Raw genomic sequence first — 18,423 nt, forward strand, 5'->3', positions numbered from 1 at the left:
TATAGTTCGGCCCTTATCACTCGCCAGTCAGGGATCACTGCCATGTCCGAATACCAAGCTTTCGTCGTCGAACTCACCGGCAACGTTGCCCATGTGCAGATCAACCGCCCGGAAAAGATCAACGCGATGAACGCGGCGTTCTGGACCGAAATCATCGACATCTTCCAGTGGGTCGAGGACACCGACGCCGTGCGCGCCGTGGTACTCAGCGGCGCCGGCAAGCATTTTTCTTCCGGCATCGACCTGATGCTGCTGGCCTCGGTGGCCAACGAATTCGGCAAGGACGTGGGCCGCAATGCGCGCTTGTTGCGCCGCAAAATCCTCGAGCTGCAAGCCTCGTTCAACGCCGTCGACCATTGCCGCAAACCGGTGCTGGCGGCGATCCACGGCTACTGCATCGGCGGCGCCATCGACTTGATCAGTGCCTGCGACATGCGCTACGCCGCTGAAGACGCGCAGTTCTCGATCAAGGAAATCGACATCGGCATGGCTGCCGACGTGGGCACCTTGCAGCGCCTGCCGCGCATTGTCGGTGACGGCATGCTGCGTGAGCTGGCTTACACCGGCCGCCAGTTCGGTGCTGAGGAAGCGCGCAGCATCGGCCTGGTCAATCGCGTGTATGCGGACTATGCAAGCCTGTTGGCCGGCGTCATGGACATTGCCCAGCAAATCGCCGCCAAGTCGCCGATTGCCGTGACAGGCACCAAGGCGATGATCAGCTACATGCGTGACCACACGGTCAATGATGGCTTGGAATACGTTGCCACCTGGAACTCGGCTATGTTGCAATCCAACGACCTGCGCGTGGCCATCGCGGCCCATATGAGTAAGCAGAAACCCGAATTCGTGGATTGACTGACATGACCCCAGGCTGGATTACCACAACGCTGCTGGACAACGACGCCCCCGGTGGCTGGGCCGTCGCCCGCAGCCGCGAAGGCTTTTTGCATGACACCAACGGCCCGCTGTTCCCGCGCGAATGGCTCAAGCGCCAGGACCTGTCGGTGTTCGCTGAACACGGCATCGGCCACCTCGACGGTGAGCCGGTGTACTTGCTGGAACTGAACTCGGCGAGTGACGTGCCAGGCTGCAGCTGGCAAGGTTTGCGCGCGTTCATGCTGCAGGGCGATCACACGTTGTACAAAGTGCTCGGCTACGCCGCGCAGATCGGCACCTGGGCGCGCGAGCACCGGTTTTGCGGCAGCTGCGGCCAGGCCATGGTCCAGGTGCCGCGTGAGCGTGCGATGCATTGCACAGCCTGCGACCTGCGCAGCTACCCGCGCATTTCGCCGAGCATGATTGTGCTGGTGACCCGAGGCGACGAGATTCTGCTGGCGCGTTCGCCGCGTTTTGTCACGGGCGTCTACAGCACCCTGGCCGGGTTCGCCGAGCCGGGTGAGTCGGCCGAGGACTGCCTGATCCGCGAGGTGCGCGAGGAAGTGCAGGTGGAGGTCAAGAATATCCAGTACATGGGCAGCCAATGCTGGCCGTTCCCGCATTCGATGATGCTCGGCTTCCATGCCGAATATGCCGGTGGCGACATCGTGCCCCAAGCTGACGAGATCGAGGACGCGCAATGGTTCAACATCCACGACCTGCCGCCGCTGCCGGCGTCACGTTCGATTGCGCGTTACCTGATCGACCTCTACCTGGCGCGTCGTTTAGGCCACGCTGAACCAGTGTTGCCAGGCTAGACGCACGGTCAGGCCGAGAACCACGGTGATAAACACCGGGCGAATGAATTTGGCGCCGCCGCTTATCGCGCTGCGTGCGCCAAAGAACGCGCCGCACATTACCGAAAAGCCCATCGCCAGGCCGACGATCCAGTCCACCGAGCCGTTGAAGATGAACACCGACAGCGCCGCCGCGTTGCTGACGAAGTTCATGCTGCGCGCGACGCCGCTGGCCTTTACCAGGTCGATGGGGTGCAGCAGCATCGTGCTGACCGTCCAGAACGCGCCGGTGCCGGGGCCGGCCACGCCGTCGTAGAAGCCCAGGCCAAAGCCCTGGGTGGATTGCCACTTCTTCTTGATCGGCGCGTCGGCATCCAGCGGCGCCTTGGGCGTACCGCCAAACAGCAGGTACACACCGCAGCCGAATACGATCACCGGGAGCATTTTGTTCAGGGTTTCGGCCGGCAGGTAGTGCGCGACGACCGCACCGGCCAGCGCGCCGATCAACGTGCCGACGATGGCATGCACCCACTGGCGGGGATGAAAGAGTTTGCGCCGGTAGAAGGTGAAGCTGGCGGTGGCCGAGCCGAAGGTGGAACTGAGTTTATTGGTGCCCAGCACCAGGTGGGGCGGCATGCCGGCGGTCAGCAGGGCGGGCGTGGTGAGCAGCCCGCCGCCGCCGGCGATGGCATCGATGAAGCCGGCGATAAAGGCCACGATGGCCAGGATGGCGAGGGTGGTGAGGTCGACGCTGAGTTCGAAGGGCATGGGCAGGGCTTATTATTGGCAGGGCACAGCGAAGGGGCTGCACCAAAGGCCCGCATCTTACCTGTCAGATCAACAGAGAGCCAAATGTGGGAGCGGGCTTGCTCGCGAAGGCGGCATGGTCAGTCAATATATCTGTGACTGATCCACCGCTTTCGCGAGCAAGCCCGCTCCCACAGGTTTAACCGCGATCAACCGTGACGCTTGTCCAGCCACTCCAGCGCTGTGCGCCACACACAAATGCCGAGGAAATACGCCGACATCAGCGACCACAACCCGAACGTCCATGGGTTGGTATTCGGGTAGTCCACCACCATCAAAAAGCTGCACAGCAACCAGATCGTGGTCACGGCAATGTTGATCGGCATAAAGCGCTTGACCCGGAACGGGTGCAAAAACTTCATCGGCGTCACGGTCAGCAGCGCCAGGCCAATCACCGTCAGCAAGGTGACCCAGGCGTCCGGCTGGATGATGTACACGCACAGGGCAACCACGTTCCAGGCGGCGGGGAAGCCGACGAAGTAGTTGTCCTTGCTCTTCATGTTCACATTGCAGAAGCAGAACAGCGACGACACCAGAATCACCGACACCGTAAACAGGTGAGTGAAGTCGGGCAGGTCGATATAGCGGTAGATGAACAACGCCGGAATAAACACATACGTCAGGTAATCAATCACCAGGTCCAGCACCGAGCCATCGAAGCTTGGCAATACCGTGCTGACATTCACTCGTCGGGCCAGGGAGCCGTCTACGCCATCGACTACCAGTGCCAGGCCCAGCCAGAGCAGGCAAGCCTTGGGTGAGTTTTCCAGCAGCGCAAGCGTGGCCAGAAAGGCCAGCACGACACCGGTGGCGGTAAAGCCGTGGGCGCCCCAGGCTTTGAGTCTGGCTACATGCAGGGTCGATATCACGGGCGTTTCTCCAAAAGGTCAAACAGGGCAGCCGACAACGTAACGCCGTCGAGTCTGGCCGGGGAATGCAGGTATCGACCGGGAAGGGGGGGATAAGGTTCACCGCCCCGGTGTATCACTTAGCGTAGCAAGCGCAGCACGTTTCAGCATCAACCCTGACGGAACACCAGCGCCTTCAAGCCACTTTGGGGGTCGATATCCGGAAATTCAGGCGGGTTTTGCAGCCGCTCCACAAAGCGCAGGCCCGGTGCTTCGCGGGTGACGCCGTCGATCAGGAAGTCTTCGCCAAACGCCGGGTCGTTCATGCACGCCAGTACGCTGCCCTGGGGCGTGAGCAAATCCGGCAGCCGGCGCAGCACGCGTTGGTAGTCCTTGGTCAGCAGGAAGCTGCCTTTCTGAAAGGACGGCGGATCGATGATGACCAAATCATAAGGCCCGCTGTGGGTGACCTTGGCCCAGGACTTGAACAGGTCATGGCCCAGAAACGTAACGTTGCTCAGGTCGTGACCGTTCAGGCGATGGTTGTCGCGGCCACGGCTGAGGGCGCCACGGGCCATGTCGAGGTTGACCACATGGTCGGCGCCGCCTTCGATGGCCGCGACGGAGAACCCGCAGGTATACGCGAACAAGTTGAGTACGCGCTGGCCTTTGGCCTGCTCACGCACCCAGTTACGGCCGTAACGCATGTCGAGGAACAGCCCGCTGTTCTGTTTCTTTCCCAGGTCGATCAGGTAGCGCAGGCCGCCTTCGGTGATGGTCAGCTCCTCAACGGCGTCACCCACCAGCCATTCTGTGGTGCTTTGCGGCAGGTAGCGGTGTTGCAGGGCCACGGTATAGGTGCTGAGCTGTTCCTTGAGCATCTGTTTCAACGCGTCCAGCTGTTCGGCCTCCGGCGCTTTGAACAACGAAACCAGAATCACCCCTTGCAACCAGTCCACCGTCAGTTGTTCCAGCCCCGGCCAGCAGCGGCCACGGCCGTGGAACAGTCGCCGGGTCTCGGCGGGCGGGCTGGCCAGGGCGGTGAGCAGGTGGGCGTGCAGGGTGGCAAGTGCGTCTGGGGTCATCGGTCAGCGTCGGTCATTGAGCGGGCGGCATTTTAAACACAGTTGCGGCGTTGCGTGTGGCTTGAGCACAACGTGCTGGCAAAAAGCGGATTGGCAGTGATTCATGCTCAAAATGCCCGAACCTGCGCCTGATAACAGGCAAAAAATCCTTCAGCGCCAGCATAAACTGGAAAAAAGCCCGGAGGTGCGCATGAATGGTTTCGCCAGTGCAGTCAATCACACGGCGTTGGATCAAGTAGAGCAGGACGAGTGGCGTGACGCACTGGCTTCGCTGGTGGCCAACGCCGGTCCCGAACGGGCGCGGCAGATCCTCGACCTGCTGGCCCGCGAAGGCAGCGCCCCGCACATCAACTGGAAACCGCGCCACGGCACACCGTACATCAACAGCATCAGCGTTGAGCAGCAGCCGGTCTTTCCCGGTGACCTCGCCACCGAAGAGCGTCTGGCTTCCCTGGTGCGCTGGAACGCGCTGGCCATGGTGGTGCGCGCCAATCAAGCGTACGGCGAGCTCGGTGGCCATATCGCCAGCTACGCCAGTGCCGCCGATTTGTTCGAAGTTGGCTTCAACCATTTTTTCCGCGCCCGCAACCCAGACTTTGGCGGCGACCTGGTGTTCTACCAGCCGCATTCCGCGCCGGGCATTTATGCGCGCGCCTTCCTGGAGGGCCGCTTGAGCGAAGACGACCTCGCGCACTACCGCCAGGAGATCGGCGGGCAACAAGCGGGCGCACGGGGTCTGTCCAGCTATCCGCACCCGTGGTTGATGCCGGACTTCTGGCAGTTCCCCACCGGTTCCATGGGGATCGGCCTGATCAGCTCGATTTTCCAGGCGCGTTTCATGCGTTACCTGCAGCATCGTGGGCTGCTCGACACCAGCGACCGTCACGTCTGGGGTGTGTTCGGCGACGGCGAAATGGACGAGCCGGAAAGCATGTCGGCACTGACCCTGGCCGCTCGCGAAGGCCTGGACAACCTGACCTGGGTGGTCAACTGCAACCTGCAACGCCTCGACGGCCCAGTGCGCGGCAATGGGCGCATCATCGATGAACTGGAGGCGTTGTTTGCCGGTGCCGGCTGGAATGTGATCAAGCTGGTCTGGGGTTCAGACTGGGACGCCTTGCTCGCCAAGGACAGTGACGGCTCGCTGGTGAGCACGCTGTCGCAGACCGTCGACGGGCAATTCCAGACCTTCGCCGCCAAAGACGGCGCCTACAACCGTGAGCACTTTTTCGGGCAGAGCGAGTCACTGGCCAAGTTGGTCGAGGGCATGAGTGACGAGCAAATCGACCGCCTTAAGCGTGGCGGCCACGACATGGTCAAGATCCACGCCGCCTATTACGCCGCGCGCCGGGTCAAGGGCCAGCCGACGGTGATCCTGGCGCAGACCAAAAAGGGCTTCGGCATGGGCGAAGCCGGGCAGGGCAGGATGACCACGCACCAACAGAAGAAGCTTGATCGGCAGGCGCTGATCGCCTTCCGCAATCGCTTCCAGTTGCCGCTGACGGACGAGCAAACCGAATCGCTGAGCTTCTTCAAACCGGCCGACGACAGCCTTGAATTGCGCTACCTGCATCAACGCCGCCAGGCGCTCGGCGGTTACGTACCGAGCCGCAGTCAGGTCGCAGCGCCGGTGGCGGTGCCGCCAGTGAAGGATTACGCCGGTTTCGCCACGGCGGCTGACGGCAAGGAAATGTCCACCACCATGGCCTTCGTGCGCATGCTCACCCACCTGCTCAAGGACAAGGTCCTCGGCCCGCGCATCGTGCCGATTGTGGCCGATGAGGCGCGCACCTTTGGCATGGCCAACCTGTTCAAGCAGATCGGCATCTATTCCAGCGTCGGCCAGCGCTACGAGCCCGAAGACATCGGCTCGATCCTCAGCTACCGCGAGGCCACCGACGGGCAGATCCTCGAGGAAGGCATCAGCGAAGCCAGTGCCATCAGCTCGTGGGTGGCAGCGGCCACCAGCTACTCGGTGCACGGCCTGCGCATGTTGCCGTTCTACATCTATTACTCGATGTTCGGCTTTCAGCGCGTCGGCGACCTGATCTGGGCCGCCGCCGACCAGCGCGCCCGCGGCTTCCTGCTTGGCGCCACGGCCGGGCGCACCACCCTGGGCGGCGAAGGGTTGCAGCACCAGGACGGCAGCAGCCACCTCAGCGCCGCCACCGTGCCTAATTGCCGCGCCTACGACCCGGCGTTTGCCGGCGAGTTTGCGGTAATCCTCGACCACGGCATGCGCCAGATGCTGGAACACGACGTGGACGCGTTCTATTACGTAACGCTGATGAACGAAAACTACCCGCAGCCAAGCCTGCCGCAGGGCGTGGAGTCAGCGATTATCAAAGGCATGTACCGCTTGCAAGGTGCGCCAGATGCCCAAGTGCGCTTGCTGGGGTCGGGCACGCTGCTGCGCGAGGCCCAGGCCGCCGCGCAGTTACTGGCCGAGGATTGGCAAGTGGCGAGCGAGGTGTTCAGCGTCACCAGTTACAGTGAGCTGGCGCGGGATGCGCGGGAAGTGGAGCGGTGGAATCGCTTGCATCCCCAGCACGCCAAGCGCGTCAGCCATGTGAATGACTGCTTGCCCAACGGCGCGCCGGTGATTGCGGTGTCCGACTATGTGCGGGCGGTGCCGCAGATGATCGCTTCTTACCTGAGCTGCAGCTACACCGTGCTCGGCACCGACGGTTTTGGTCGCAGTGATACACGGGCAGCGTTGCGTGATTTCTTTGAAGTGGATCGCCATCAACTGGTGCTGGCAGCGCTGACGGCGTTGGCGGAGCAGGGGAGTGTGGCGCGAGAGGTGTGTCAGCAGGCGATTGAGCGCTATGGCTTGCAGACGGAACGCGAAGCGTCCTGGGTTTGCTGACTGGCGAAAATCCACATGTGGGAGCGGGCTTGCTCGCGAAGGCGGTGAATCAGTCAGCAGATTTATTAACTGACAGACTGCATTCGCGAGCAAGCCCGCTCCCACACTTTAGGGTTGCGGTGGTGTTAGAACGTGGCAATCAGGGCTGGCCCAAACGCGTCCTTCAGAAACCCCGGCGCGATGTAGCGCTCGTAGTGCGCCTCGGAAAGCAGGAAAAACTCCCGATCAATCGCATCACGCAAATCCGCAAGGCTGCGCTCACGAAACTCCGGCAACAACGCCAACCCATACGCATCCAGCTTGGAAATCACCCGCGCACCCCGCGCAATCAACTGGTACGCCCAGCAATACGGCGACTGGTGCGGCATAAAGCGAATCTTGCGGTCTTCCAACTGCCGGCGCAGGCGTTGTGGGTCGAACACTTCCAGCTTGCTGGCCATCACCTGCACCAGCAACTGCTCCAGGCGCAGCCACACCGCCTGCTTCTCCTCGGCGTTGTAGCCATTCCACTGAATCACCTCATGGTGATAACGCTTGCAGCCCCGGCAGACCAGGTCACCGTAAACGGTAGAGCACAGGCCGACGCAGGGGGTCTTGATGGTGTGATTGGGCATAAAGGGCAATTTGCAAAGTCTATAGAGCACCGCAGACCCAATGTGGGAGCGGGCTTGCTCGCGAATGCGGTGAGTCAGTCACCGGATGCATCGACTGACACACTGTATTCGTGAGCAAACCCGCTCCCACACGTTTAGATCTGTGTTGTTGATCAGTCCCAGCTCAACGCGCCGCCGGTCTGGTACTCGATCACGCGGGTTTCGAAGAAGTTCTTCTCTTTCTTCAAGTCCATGATCTCGCTCATCCAAGGGAACGGGTTGGTGGTGCCCGGGTACTCTTCCTTCAAGCCAATCTGCGACAAACGACGGTTAGCGATGAACTTGAGGTAGTCCTCCATCATCGCCGCGTTCATGCCCAACACGCCGCGCGGCATAGTGTCACGAGCATATTCAATCTCCAGCTGAGTCCCCTGCAGGATCATCTGGGTCGCTTCTTCCTTCATCTCGGCATCCCACAAGTGTGGGTTTTCGATTTTGATCTGGTTGATCACATCGATACCGAAGTTCAGGTGCATCGACTCGTCGCGCAGGATGTACTGGAACTGCTCGGCGACGCCGGTCATTTTGTTGCGACGGCCCATGGACAGGATCTGGGTGAAGCCGCAATAGAAGAAGATGCCTTCCAGGACGCAGTAGTAGGCGACCAGGTTGCGCAGCAGTTCTTTGTCGGTTTCGACGGTGCCGGTTTCGAACTTCGGATCGGAGATCGAGCGGGTGTACTTCAAGCCCCAGGCGGCCTTTTTGGCGACCGATGGAATCTCGTGGTACATGTTGAAGATCTCGCCCTCATCCATGGCCAGCGATTCGATGCAGTACTGGTAGGCGTGGGTGTGGATCGCTTCTTCGAAGGCCTGGCGCAGGATGTACTGGCGGCACTCCGGGTTGGTGATCAGGCGGTACACGGCCAGCACCAGGTTGTTGGCAACCAGGGAGTCGGCGGTGGAGAAGAAGCCGAGGTTGCGCATGACGATGCGACGCTCGTCGTCGGTCAGGCCTTCGGGGTTTTTCCACAGCGCGATGTCGGCGGTCATGTTGACCTCTTGCGGCATCCAGTGGTTGGCGCAGCCGTCTAGGTACTTCTGCCAGGCCCAGTCGTACTTGAAGGGCACGAGTTGGTTGAGGTCGGCGCGGCAGTTGATCATGCGCTTTTCGTCAACGGCGACGCGGGCGGCGGAACCTTCCAGCTCGGCGAGGCCTTCGGCGACGTCGAGTTTGTCCAGGGCGGCCTTGGCGCGCACGATGGCGGCGGAGTCGCTGGCGGTAACGGCGCGAGCTTCGATGGCGGCGGCAGCGCCGGCACCGTCAAGGCGGTCCATGTTGGCTTCGCTGGCATGCCCGGCGTTGGCGCCCTTGATCACCGCTGCACCGGTGTCTTCGTTGTCGACTTCATCCCAACTCAGCATTGAAATACTCCTTCCTTATCTGTTCTGACGGCGTGTGAACCCGTCCAAAAATATGCGGTTTGCAGGCTACTCGGCATTGAAATACTGCGCGTAGTGTGGTCGGTAAATACCGATGCTGCACACTATGTAGTGGTCTGGTTTGTTTGTGGGCACACTATATGGTGTGTAACAAAGTAGGTCAACGCACAAGATGTGCGGTAATGGGTCGCTGCCCGGCGCTTGTTCAGCTATAAAGCCAGGGTTCACTGGCCACATAGGGAAACTCAAGGGAATGAAAAAGATTCTGCTGCGCGCGGCCACCCAGCAAGACGCCGAAAGCATCTTCGCGGTGCATCAAAACTCGGTCGAAAACCTGTGCAATGCCGACTACGGCCCTGAGCAGATTGCAATGTGGCTCGACGGTCGCTCGCCTGAGACGTACCGCGCGGCCATCGCCGCGGGCACGCTGTGGCTGGCGTACACCGATACCCTGCAAGGTTTCGTCGAAATTGACGGCCATGAAATCAGCAAATTGTTTGTGCGCGGTGATGCGGCCGGACAAGGCATTGGTGCGCGTTTACTGAGTGAAGCCTTGCAGCACATCCAACACGCGAGCCATGCCAAGGCCTACCTGGAAGCGACCCTGACCGCCGAAAGATTCTATGCCGCCTTCGGGTTTCGCAAAGTCGGCGAGGGCAGGTTCAGCCGTGGCAACAGTCCGGTTTCCATTGAGATCATCAAGATGGAGCGGGCTTTTCAGGAAACGTAATGCGCCGCCGACTCAAGCCACCTTCCGCGTTGAGCCAGCGGTGCTTGAACGGAGGGCTACCAGCCGCGCAAGCGCTCCCAAACCTGCACATCAGCGTCATGCGAAACGGCGATGTAGCTACCAAACTGCGCCCCCGTCGCGCACGCATGGTTGGGCAAAATGCGCAGGCGCGTGCCGAGTGGGAAGTGCGTGACCACATCCACATGGCTGTGCTCAAACCGCGCCACACCGTGTTCCTGATTGGCGCTGCTGAGCAGCAACCCATCGATGGGCTCACCGTATTCATCACACACCTGGCCATACCCGAAATCACGTTTCTGCGACTGAGTGCCACGATCCCGACTCATGGCCATCCAGCCCGCATCGGTGATGACCCAGCCTTTTTCCGCTTGATGGCCAATCACCGTTGTCAGCACGCTCAAGGCCAGTTCATCGGCACGGCACACGCCGATGTTGTGCATCACCAGGTCGAAGAACGCATACACGCCAGCGCGCAGTTCGGTGACGCCGTGCAGGCTCAGCGCCGACAACGCGGTGGGCGTGGAGCCGACGCTGACCTGTTCGCATGACAAGCCCGCCGCACGAATGCGCTCGGCCGCCTCGACGCAACGTGCGCGTTCCTGTTCCGCTATCGCTTGCAAGGCTTCAGGCGTATCCAGGCCGTAGCTTTCTCCGGCATGGGTCAGCACCCCGGCGAGGCTGGCGCCCAGCAGTTGGGCGATCACCAGCAATTCAGGCGACTGCGGCTTGACCCCGCAGCGATGGCCGTCGCAATCGATCTCGATCATCACCGCAAAGGTCTCGCCGTGCTGCCGGCCAAAATCGACGATGGCCTGGGCACCGGCGAGGCTGTCGGTGATCAGCGTCAGCGCGCAACCCTGGCGCCGCAACGCCAAGGCCTGGGGCAGCTTGTGGGGCGCCATGGCGACTGCGTAGAGAATGTCGTGGATGCCCCGCTCGAAAAAGTACTCGGCTTCCTTGAGCGTCGACACGGTGATGCCGCGCGCACCCGCGGCGATCTGTGCGGCCACCACGTCGGCGCATTTATGGGTTTTGACATGCGGGCGCAAGTGCACGCCCAGGCTGTCAGCGCGCAGTTGCATGCGCTGGATATTGCGCTGCATCTTCAGCATGTCAATCAATGCGGCAGGCGTGTCCATGGTTGAAACTCCACAATGAGGGACAGCGGCCAAATTGACGCCCTGTCCAGGACTGGATATGTTGTCTTGCATGAAAAAGACCTCTCCCGAACAAACCACGCTGATCAGCCAACTCGAACAGATTGCCGAAGGCTTGAGCAAAACCTTCAGCCCGTTCTGCGAGGTGGTGCTGCACGACTTGCGCGACCCGCAGCATGCGATCCTGGCGATCCATAACAACCTTTCCGGACGCCAACCCGGTGACCCGGCCACCGAACTGGGACTGGCGCGGATTGCCGACCCGGACTACCCGCAGGTCATCGCCAACTACCAGAACCAGTTCGCCGATGGGCGTCAGGTCAAGAGCACGTCGATCGGCATCAAGGACGCCAGCGGCAAGTACGTGGCGGCCTTGTGCATGAACGTCGATCTCTCGTTGTTCCGGGGCTTGCAGGGCATGCTGGAGCAGTTTGGTTCAGTCAGTGGCGACAAGCCCAATGAGTCCCTCGACCCGTCCGGCGCCGATGTGATTCGTGCGCGTATCGACCAGTTCGCCGCACGCCTGGCTACCACGCCGCGGGCACTCAAGGCGGCGGATCGGCGGCTGCTTTTGCAAGAACTCAAAGACTCCGGCTGCATGGACGTTCGTCGGGCCATGGAAACGGTCGCCTCGCACCTGGGCGTGTCGCGCGCGGCGGTCTACACCTACGCCAAGTAACGCGCCAGCGCTTCAATCTCTACCAGATACCCGTGATGCAACTCGGGCACCGGCACCACCGCGCGGGCAGGGCGGTGCTCGCCCAGCGCGGCGGCGTAGAGGCGGTCGAATTCCGGCCAGTGGTTGACCCCGGCCACGTACACCGTGACCTTGACCAGGTCCTGGGGCGAACCACCGGCGGCTTTCAAGATCGCCAACACATTGTCCAGCGCCACCTGCGCCTGTTCGGTAAACGACGCCTCAAGGTTGTGGCGACCCTGCGCGCTGACCGGCAATTGCCCGGAGATATACAGCGTGTCGCCATGGCGCACGGCCTGCGAATAATGCCCGGCAGGCGGCGCGGCAGTCGCGGTGTGGATGATGTTCATGACGCCTCGCTGAGCAGGGCGGCGTAGCGTTGGATATCGACGTTGCCGCCGGTGACGATAACCCCCACGCGCTGGCCCTTGAACCGCTCGCCCAGTTGGCGCAATGCCGCCAGGCCAAGGCAGCCGGTGGGTTCCACCACCATCTTCATGCGCTGCATGAAGAAGCGCATGGCTTGCACCAACTGCGCGTCGGAGACAGTGAAGATGTCGTTCACCTGATCACGGATGATCGGGAAGGTGTAGTTGCCCAAGTGTTGGGTTTGCGCACCGTCGGCAATGGTCGCCGGCGTGTCGATGTGCACAATGCTGCCGGCACGCAAGGAGCGTTGGCCGTCATTGCCGGCCTCCGGTTCGACGCCGAACAGTTGGCAATCCGGTGCCAGCGCACGGGTCGAAAGTGCTGTGCCCGAGAGCATGCCGCCGCCGCCCAGGCCGACGAAGAGCGCGTCCAGAGGACCGGTGAATTCCAGCAGTTCCTTGGCGGCAGTGCCTTGGCCGGCGAGGATGTGCGGGTGATCGTAAGGCGGGATCAGCGTCATCCCTTGCTCGATGGCCAGGGTACGGCCGATCTGCTCGCGGTCCTCGGTAAAACGGTCATACAGCACCACGCTGGCGCCATATTCACGGGTCGCGGCGACCTTGGCGGCCGGCGCGTCGGTGGGCATCACAATCGTCGCCGGCATGCCCAGCAAACGCGCCGCCAGCGCGATGCCTTGGGCGTGGTTGCCCGAAGAAAACGCCACCACACCGGCCTTGCGCTGCTGCGCATCAAACTGCGAGAGGGCGTTGAACGCGCCGCGAAACTTGAATGAGCCGGTGCGTTGCAGGTGTTCACATTTGATGAACACTTCGGCGCCGGTTTCGGCGTTGAGAGTGCGCGAGGTGAGCACCGGCGTGGCGTGCGCGAAGCCCTCCAGGCGCTGGGCGGCGGCGGTGACGTCTTGATAGGTAGGCAGTTGCATGCGACGGACCTCATGTGCGTGTTTGGATAAAATATCCATATCAAGACAAATAGTAAAGTTTCCTGTGTTCATGCTAGCGTTTCGAGCTTCTCTGAGCGCCCGAGGGTTCGACGTTGATCCGACTCACCGACTACATCGCCAACCTTGCCCAGTCACCGCTGGCGCCGTGGGCCGACCTGGCACCCTGGGCGCTGGTGACCCAGGCGCCCGCCATCGTCCGCCACTTGCTCACCCAACTCGCGGTTGAGGATTACGCCATTCACGATGAAATCGCCGTGCACCGCACCGCCACGGTCGAACCCGGCGCCTTGCTCAAGGGCCCATTGATCATCGGCGCCGAGTGCTTTATCGCCAGCGGTTCGCTGCTGCGCGGTGGTTGCTGGCTGGAGGCGCAGTGCATCATCGGGCCAGGCGCCGAACTGAAAACCTCATTTGTATTCAAGGGCAGCAAGCTGGCGCATTTCAATTTTGTCGGTGATTCGGTGCTTGGCCACGGGATCAACCTGGAGGCGGGCAGCATCGTCGCCAACTACCGCAATGAACGCGTGGACAAGGAGGTGCTGGTGCGCATTGACGGGCAGTTACAGCGCACCGGTTGCGACAAATTCGGCGCGTTGCTCGGCGATCAGTGCCGAATTGGCGCCAATGCGGTGCTGGCGCCGGGGGCCGTGTTAGCCCCTGCCAGTGTCATCGGGCGCGGGCAAGTGTTCGACGCAGAAGCCTCTGTATAAACGCAATGTTGAAAAGGGCATGGTGCACCGGCACGATATTAAATAGAATGAATCTCATTTGAGACTCACTCGCGCCGCGCAGGTCGCTTGCCATGAATGATGCAGTTGTCCCGACCCACGCCGCCGAACCCACCTTGTCGAGTTTGTACCGCGACCACCGCAGTTGGCTCGAAAGCTGGCTGCGGCGGCGCCTGGGCAATGCCTGGGATGCAGCGGACCTGAGCCAGGATACGTTCCTGCGCGTGCTCGCCAGTGCCCAGCCGATTGCGCAGATGCAGGAGCCGCGCGCGTACCTGGTGACAGTCGGCAAGCGCTTGTTGGTCAACTTTCATCAGCGGCGCAGCCTTGAGCAGGCTTACTTGACGGCCTTGGCAAGTCTTCCTCACACCTGTGTGCCGTCGCCGGAGCAACGCTGGCTGCTGCTGGAAACCCTGCAGACGCTGGATGAGTTGCTCGACGGTTTGCCCGTGCTGGTGCGCCGCGCATTTTTGTGGAGCCAACTTGAAGGCCTGGGTTATCGCGAGATTGCCGAGCGGCTCGACGTTTCTGAGCGCACGGTGAAGCGCTACATGGCGCAAGCCTACGAACATTGTTTGCTGGCAGACCTGTGAACCGCGAGGTCGCGCGCGCCGCCGCGCAGTGGCTGGCCTTGCTGGAATCCGGCGCGGCCACCGAAGGTGATCACGCCGCGTTGCAGCAGTGGCGCGACAGCCACCCCCAGCACGAACAGACCTGGCAGAAAGCCCAAGCCCTGCGCCAGCGTTTCAGCGACGTGCCGCAGGCATTGGCAATGGCCAGCCTCGACCGGCCCCAGCCGTCGCGGCGGGCCATGCTCAAGCGTGCGCTGGGTGTGGCGGCGCTGGTGCCGACCGCCTGGCTGGTGAGTCGGCAGTTGCCCATCGAGGCATGGCGGGCCGATGTGCACACCGCCACCGGCGAGCGCAGGCGCCTGCCGTTGGCCGATGGCAGCAGCCTGCAACTCAACACTGCCACGGCGGCGGATGTTGATCTGCAGCAGCGGCGCATCACGTTGGTCGACGGTGAGCTGGCCGTGAATGTGCCAGGCGCGGCGTCGATGACCGTGAACACCCGCTACGGCGAGGTTCACGTCAGCCAGGCCGAAGTGTGTGTGCGGCAATTGGCGTCCGGTTGTTTGGTCTCGGTGCTCAAGGGCGCGGTGCAGGTGCGCGACGTGCAGGGGCACGTGGCGACATTGAGCAGCGGGCAGCAGGCGCCGTTGCAGGCCAAAGGGCTTGGCGCCTGGGTAGCGTTCGATGCGCTGCAACTGGGCTGGCGCGACGGCGTGTTGACCGCGCAGAACCAGGCGCTGGGGGATTTTTTGCGCGAACTGGCGCGTTATCGCCCAGGCGTGTTGCGCTGGGACCCGAGCCTGGAAAGCCTGCGCGTGACCGGCAGCTTCCGGCTGGACGACACCGACCGCATTCTCACGCTGCTGTCCCAGACGTTGGGGTTTGAAGTGCGCGCGCGGACGCGGTACTGGGTGACCTTGAGCCGCACACTGGTGTGACGCCTCACTGGGGGGAGTGGGCTTGGCCTGCGTTGGCGTGCGAAGCGCTTCCAATTGGACACTTGGGTAAAACTGATAGACCGCGTCGTGGGATTTTAGGGCCGCTTCGCAGCACAACGCGGGGCAAGCCCGCTCGCCACAGAAAGCCTGCTTGCCATAGGGAGTCTGGTTGCCATAGGGCGCCCGCATGCCATGGGCGATCATCTGTCTTTAAATCACATGCGCCCGCTGTAACTCGGTCAAGGCCAGTGCCTTGAGCCGTGCCAGCAGCGGGTCGCGACGGTCGCGTGGGTGCGGCAGGTCCACCGCGAGTTCCTGGCGGATGCTGCTCGGCCGGTTGTCCATCACCAGCACCCGATCACTCAGGTACAGCGCTTCGTCCACATCGTGAGTCACCAGCAATAACGCGATGGCATGGTGCTTGGCCAATTGCAGTAGCAAGTCCTGGAGTTTCATGCGGGTGAAGGCGTCCACAGCGCTGAACGGCTCGTCCAGCAGCAACACCTGCGGGCGCGAATACAGGCCGCGTGCGATCGCCACCCGTTGCGCCATGCCGCCCGACAACGCTTTGGGCAGTGCCTGAGCGAAACCCTTGAGGCCGACTTCGTCGATCAATTGCGCGACCCAGGCTTTGTCATAGTGACTGTCATCACTGAAGCCGATGTTCTGCTCTACCGTCAGCCAGGGCATCAGGCGCGGTTCCTGGAACACAAACGCCACTTCGCCTTCGGGGCTGCGCAGTTGGCCTTGAAAGTCTTTTTCCAGGCCGGCGACGATGCGCAGCAACGTGCTTTTACCGCAACCGCTGGGCCCCAGCAGGCTCACCGCTTCGCGTGGCTGCAAGGCCAGGTGCACGTTGGTCAGCACGGGGGTGCTGGCGAAGCTTTTACGCTCTACACGAATGTCCAATAAAGGCTGCATGCTCATTGCTCCGCACCCTGGCCGTTGAAGGTGTCACGCCAGGCCAGGCAGTGTTTCTCGAGCGCTGCGAGCAGGCCATCGCTGACTTTGCCGAGTAGCGCCAGCACGATGATTGCAGCCAGCACGATGTCCGGGCGCGAGGTTTCGCGCCCGTCACTGAGCAAGTAGCCCAAACCCTTGGTGGCCGCGATCAACTCGGCCGCCACCAGGAACATCCACGCCAGGCTCAGGCCACTGCGCAAGCCGGTAAACAGACCGGGCAGGGCGGCGGGCAACAGAATCCGCCGCACCAGACGGCGCCGGCTGAAGCCGTACATTTGCCCGACCTCCACCCATTTGCGGTCGATATCGCGGATCGCCGCGACGCCATTGAGGTACACCGGGAAGAACGCGCCAATCGCAATCAGCACAATCTTCGAGGTTTCATCGATGCCCAGCCACAGCAGCAACAGTGGCACCCAGGCCAGGCTCGGGATCGAGCGCAGCCCGGCAAACGTGGGTTCCAGGTACGCCTCGGCTTCGCGGCTGAGCCCTACCCAGGCGGCAAACACCAACGCCAGGCTCGCGCCGATGGCGAAACCCGCCAGTACGCGCAACAGGCTGACGCCGATGTGCTTCCACAACGCGCCTTCGGCCAGGTCGGTCAGGGTTACGGCGATCTCGCTGGGGGCCGGCATCTGGTACGACGGCAGCCAGCCGATACGCACCACCCCCTCCAGCACCAGCAGGATCAGCACCGGCAACACCAGTCCTTTCAACCGCCGTGGCCAGGCACTGCGCTGCATGACGAGCGGCGCCGCGAGCGGCACGGTTTGGGTTTTGCTGGTCATCACGCGCCCCTTACGGCTTCGGCAAGGCTTGGCCGAACGAGGTGTCGATCAGTTGGTCGATCACCTGATCCACATTGACCCCGCGACGGACCAGTTCCTCGGACACCAGGATCGGCGCCGCGGCCTTGGACGACACCACATCCTGGCGGGTCAGCAACGGGCTGCCGAGGTCGGTACGCGAGAGTTGCAGCTTGGCCACTTCCAGCGGCAGCCCGGACTCATCGGCGAGCAATTTGGCGAACTCATCCGGATGCTTCACCGCCCAGTCGCGGGCCTTTTCATAGGCGCCGAGCACCTTGGTGATGGTCTGCGGATGCTCCTTGGCGTACGTCTCGGTGACGCTGACCACACCGTAGCTGTTGAAGTCTTTGTTGCGGTACAGCAGGCGCGAACCGGCCTGGATTTGACTGGCGGCCATGTGTGGGTCGAGGCCGGCCCAGGCGTCCACGTCACCTTTCTCCAGGGCGGTGCGGCCGTCCGGGTGTTGCAGGTGCACAAGCTCCACGTCATCTTTTTTCAGCCCGGCTTGTTGCAGGCTGCGCAGGGTGAACAGGTACGGGTCGGTGCCTTTGGTGGCGGCGATTTTCTTGCCCTTGAGGTCCGTCACGCTGGTGAACGGCGAGTCTTTGCGTACCACCAAAGCCGTCCATTCGGCGCGGCTGTAGACATACACCGATTTGATCGGGCTGCCATTCGCACGGCTCAATACGGCAGACAAACTGGCGGAGGAGGCGAAGTCCACGCCGCCACTGTTGAGGTATTCCAGTGAGCGGTTGCTGCCCTGGCTCAGTACCCAGCCGACTTTGGTTTGCGGCAACGCCTGCTCCAACCAACCGAAATGCTTGAGCACCAGGCTGACCGGCGAATAGTAGGCGTAATCCAGATTGACTTGCGCCGGGTCGGCCTCGGCGGCAAAGGCCTGGGGCTGCAGGCACAAGGCGAGGGCGCAGGCGCCCAGTAAACGTTGAGCAAAGGGTTTCATGGAACAGCTCCGGACAAGGCGATGAGAGAAGGCTTTTCTTATATTCAGAAAATTGAATTTGCATGTTCCATCATGCTTTATCGGAATATGCAGTCTCTGTGCCATCTACGCCGAAGGCGGATTTGCTCGGGTTTAAGCCGCCGTTGCTGTGATAGCAGCGGGCAATTTGTTGATCAGCTGTTGCCAGGCGAACAGTT

At 62.0% G+C, this 18,423-nt stretch carries 19 protein-coding genes; 8 read left to right on the top strand and 11 right to left on the bottom strand.

The features are described from left to right. Window positions 1-42 precede the first annotated feature (42 nt). Both AC19YS_RS14225 and nudC read left to right on the top strand, forming a co-directional pair. Complete coding sequence (locus AC19YS_RS14225) at window positions 43-855, top strand: crotonase/enoyl-CoA hydratase family protein (RefSeq protein WP_119741942.1); 813 nt, start codon at window positions 43-45, stop codon at window positions 853-855. A 5-nt stretch (window positions 856-860) separates the two neighbouring features. Further along, entirely contained in the window at window positions 861-1,694 is an 834-nt protein-coding gene (gene nudC, locus AC19YS_RS14230; protein WP_169366581.1) for an NAD(+) diphosphatase, read from the top strand. On the opposite strand, the gene AC19YS_RS14235 is transcribed toward nudC, so the two are convergent. From AC19YS_RS14235 to AC19YS_RS14245, 3 genes are all read right to left on the bottom strand, one after another. Further along, window positions 1,662-2,441: a TSUP family transporter gene (locus AC19YS_RS14235; protein ID WP_119741946.1), complete on the bottom strand. Its 780-nt coding sequence runs from the start codon at window positions 2,439-2,441 to the stop codon at window positions 1,662-1,664. The genes nudC and AC19YS_RS14235 overlap by 33 nt on opposite strands. Window positions 2,442-2,629: 188 nt before the next feature. Further along, window positions 2,630-3,349, bottom strand: a complete 720-nt coding sequence (gene pcsA, locus AC19YS_RS14240; RefSeq protein WP_106577916.1) for a phosphatidylcholine synthase — start codon at window positions 3,347-3,349, stop codon at window positions 2,630-2,632. A gap of 149 nt (window positions 3,350-3,498) precedes the next feature. Beyond that, the gene (locus tag AC19YS_RS14245; protein WP_106577917.1) at window positions 3,499-4,413 is read right to left on the bottom strand and encodes a class I SAM-dependent methyltransferase; all 915 of its coding nucleotides are present in this window, start codon (window positions 4,411-4,413) and stop codon (window positions 3,499-3,501) included. 190 nt (window positions 4,414-4,603) lie between these two features. Here AC19YS_RS14245 and mdeB point away from each other — a divergent pair, with 190 nt between their 5' ends. Beyond that, entirely contained in the window at window positions 4,604-7,282 is a 2,679-nt protein-coding gene (gene mdeB, locus AC19YS_RS14250) for an alpha-ketoglutarate dehydrogenase (RefSeq protein ID WP_500602076.1), read from the top strand. 125 nt (window positions 7,283-7,407) lie between these two features. Here the strand turns inward: mdeB and AC19YS_RS14255 are convergent, their stop codons facing one another. Further along, window positions 7,408-7,896 carry a DUF1289 domain-containing protein gene (locus tag AC19YS_RS14255; protein ID WP_500602078.1) on the bottom strand — a complete coding sequence of 163 codons (489 nt, stop codon included), beginning with the start codon at window positions 7,894-7,896 and terminating at the stop codon, window positions 7,408-7,410. Between the two features lie 152 nt (window positions 7,897-8,048). Further along, window positions 8,049-9,299 carry a ribonucleotide-diphosphate reductase subunit beta gene (locus AC19YS_RS14260; RefSeq protein WP_426177271.1) on the bottom strand — a complete coding sequence of 417 codons (1,251 nt, stop codon included), beginning with the start codon at window positions 9,297-9,299 and terminating at the stop codon, window positions 8,049-8,051. 271 nt (window positions 9,300-9,570) lie between these two features. Between AC19YS_RS14260 and AC19YS_RS14265 the strand changes: the two genes are divergently transcribed. Further along, window positions 9,571-10,047, top strand: a complete 477-nt coding sequence (locus AC19YS_RS14265; RefSeq protein ID WP_500602079.1) for a GNAT family N-acetyltransferase — start codon at window positions 9,571-9,573, stop codon at window positions 10,045-10,047. A gap of 56 nt (window positions 10,048-10,103) precedes the next feature. Here the strand turns inward: AC19YS_RS14265 and AC19YS_RS14270 are convergent, their stop codons facing one another. Further along, window positions 10,104-11,207, bottom strand: coding sequence for a DSD1 family PLP-dependent enzyme (locus tag AC19YS_RS14270; protein WP_500602081.1), 1,104 nt, complete (start codon window positions 11,205-11,207; stop codon window positions 10,104-10,106). Window positions 11,208-11,277: 70 nt separating this feature from the next. Between AC19YS_RS14270 and AC19YS_RS14275 the strand changes: the two genes are divergently transcribed. Continuing rightward, window positions 11,278-11,904 carry a helix-turn-helix transcriptional regulator gene (locus AC19YS_RS14275; RefSeq protein WP_119735328.1) on the top strand — a complete coding sequence of 209 codons (627 nt, stop codon included), beginning with the start codon at window positions 11,278-11,280 and terminating at the stop codon, window positions 11,902-11,904. Here AC19YS_RS14275 and AC19YS_RS14280 read toward each other — a convergent pair. Together AC19YS_RS14280 and AC19YS_RS14285 are read right to left on the bottom strand one after the other, a co-directional pair. Beyond that, a complete protein-coding gene (locus tag AC19YS_RS14280) occupies window positions 11,892-12,272 on the bottom strand; it encodes a RidA family protein (protein ID WP_119735327.1) in 381 nt (126 codons plus the stop codon). The genes AC19YS_RS14275 and AC19YS_RS14280 overlap by 13 nt on opposite strands. After that, on the bottom strand, window positions 12,269-13,234 hold the full coding sequence (locus AC19YS_RS14285; protein WP_106577925.1) for a threo-3-hydroxy-L-aspartate ammonia-lyase: 966 nt from the start codon (window positions 13,232-13,234) through the stop codon (window positions 12,269-12,271). The genes AC19YS_RS14280 and AC19YS_RS14285 overlap by 4 nt, the downstream gene beginning before the upstream one ends. Window positions 13,235-13,347: 113 nt before the next feature. Here AC19YS_RS14285 and AC19YS_RS14290 point away from each other — a divergent pair, with 113 nt between their 5' ends. The 3 genes from AC19YS_RS14290 (at window position 13,348) to AC19YS_RS14300 (ending at window position 15,493) form a co-directional block, all read left to right on the top strand. Further along, entirely contained in the window at window positions 13,348-13,965 is a 618-nt protein-coding gene (locus AC19YS_RS14290; RefSeq protein ID WP_179607707.1) for an LpxA family transferase, read from the top strand. A gap of 92 nt (window positions 13,966-14,057) precedes the next feature. After that, window positions 14,058-14,576, top strand: a complete 519-nt coding sequence (locus tag AC19YS_RS14295) for a sigma-70 family RNA polymerase sigma factor (RefSeq protein WP_500602083.1) — start codon at window positions 14,058-14,060, stop codon at window positions 14,574-14,576. After that, on the top strand, window positions 14,573-15,493 hold the full coding sequence (locus AC19YS_RS14300; RefSeq protein ID WP_500602085.1) for a FecR domain-containing protein: 921 nt from the start codon (window positions 14,573-14,575) through the stop codon (window positions 15,491-15,493). Before AC19YS_RS14295 ends, AC19YS_RS14300 begins: the two co-directional genes overlap by 4 nt. 210 nt (window positions 15,494-15,703) lie before the next feature. Here the strand turns inward: AC19YS_RS14300 and AC19YS_RS14305 are convergent, their stop codons facing one another. From AC19YS_RS14305 to AC19YS_RS14315, 3 genes are read right to left on the bottom strand one after another with little or no spacing between them, the layout of a single operon-like run. Continuing rightward, window positions 15,704-16,420, bottom strand: a complete 717-nt coding sequence (locus AC19YS_RS14305; RefSeq protein ID WP_106577929.1) for an ABC transporter ATP-binding protein — start codon at window positions 16,418-16,420, stop codon at window positions 15,704-15,706. Further along, a complete protein-coding gene (locus AC19YS_RS14310) occupies window positions 16,417-17,244 on the bottom strand; it encodes an ABC transporter permease (protein WP_179607711.1) in 828 nt (275 codons plus the stop codon). Before AC19YS_RS14310 ends, AC19YS_RS14305 begins: the two co-directional genes overlap by 4 nt. Before the next feature lie 10 nt (window positions 17,245-17,254). After that, window positions 17,255-18,226, bottom strand: a complete 972-nt coding sequence (locus AC19YS_RS14315) for an aliphatic sulfonate ABC transporter substrate-binding protein (protein WP_500602088.1) — start codon at window positions 18,224-18,226, stop codon at window positions 17,255-17,257. Window positions 18,227-18,423 lie beyond the last annotated feature (197 nt).

This window comes from Pseudomonas sp. MF08831, assembly GCF_059862645.1.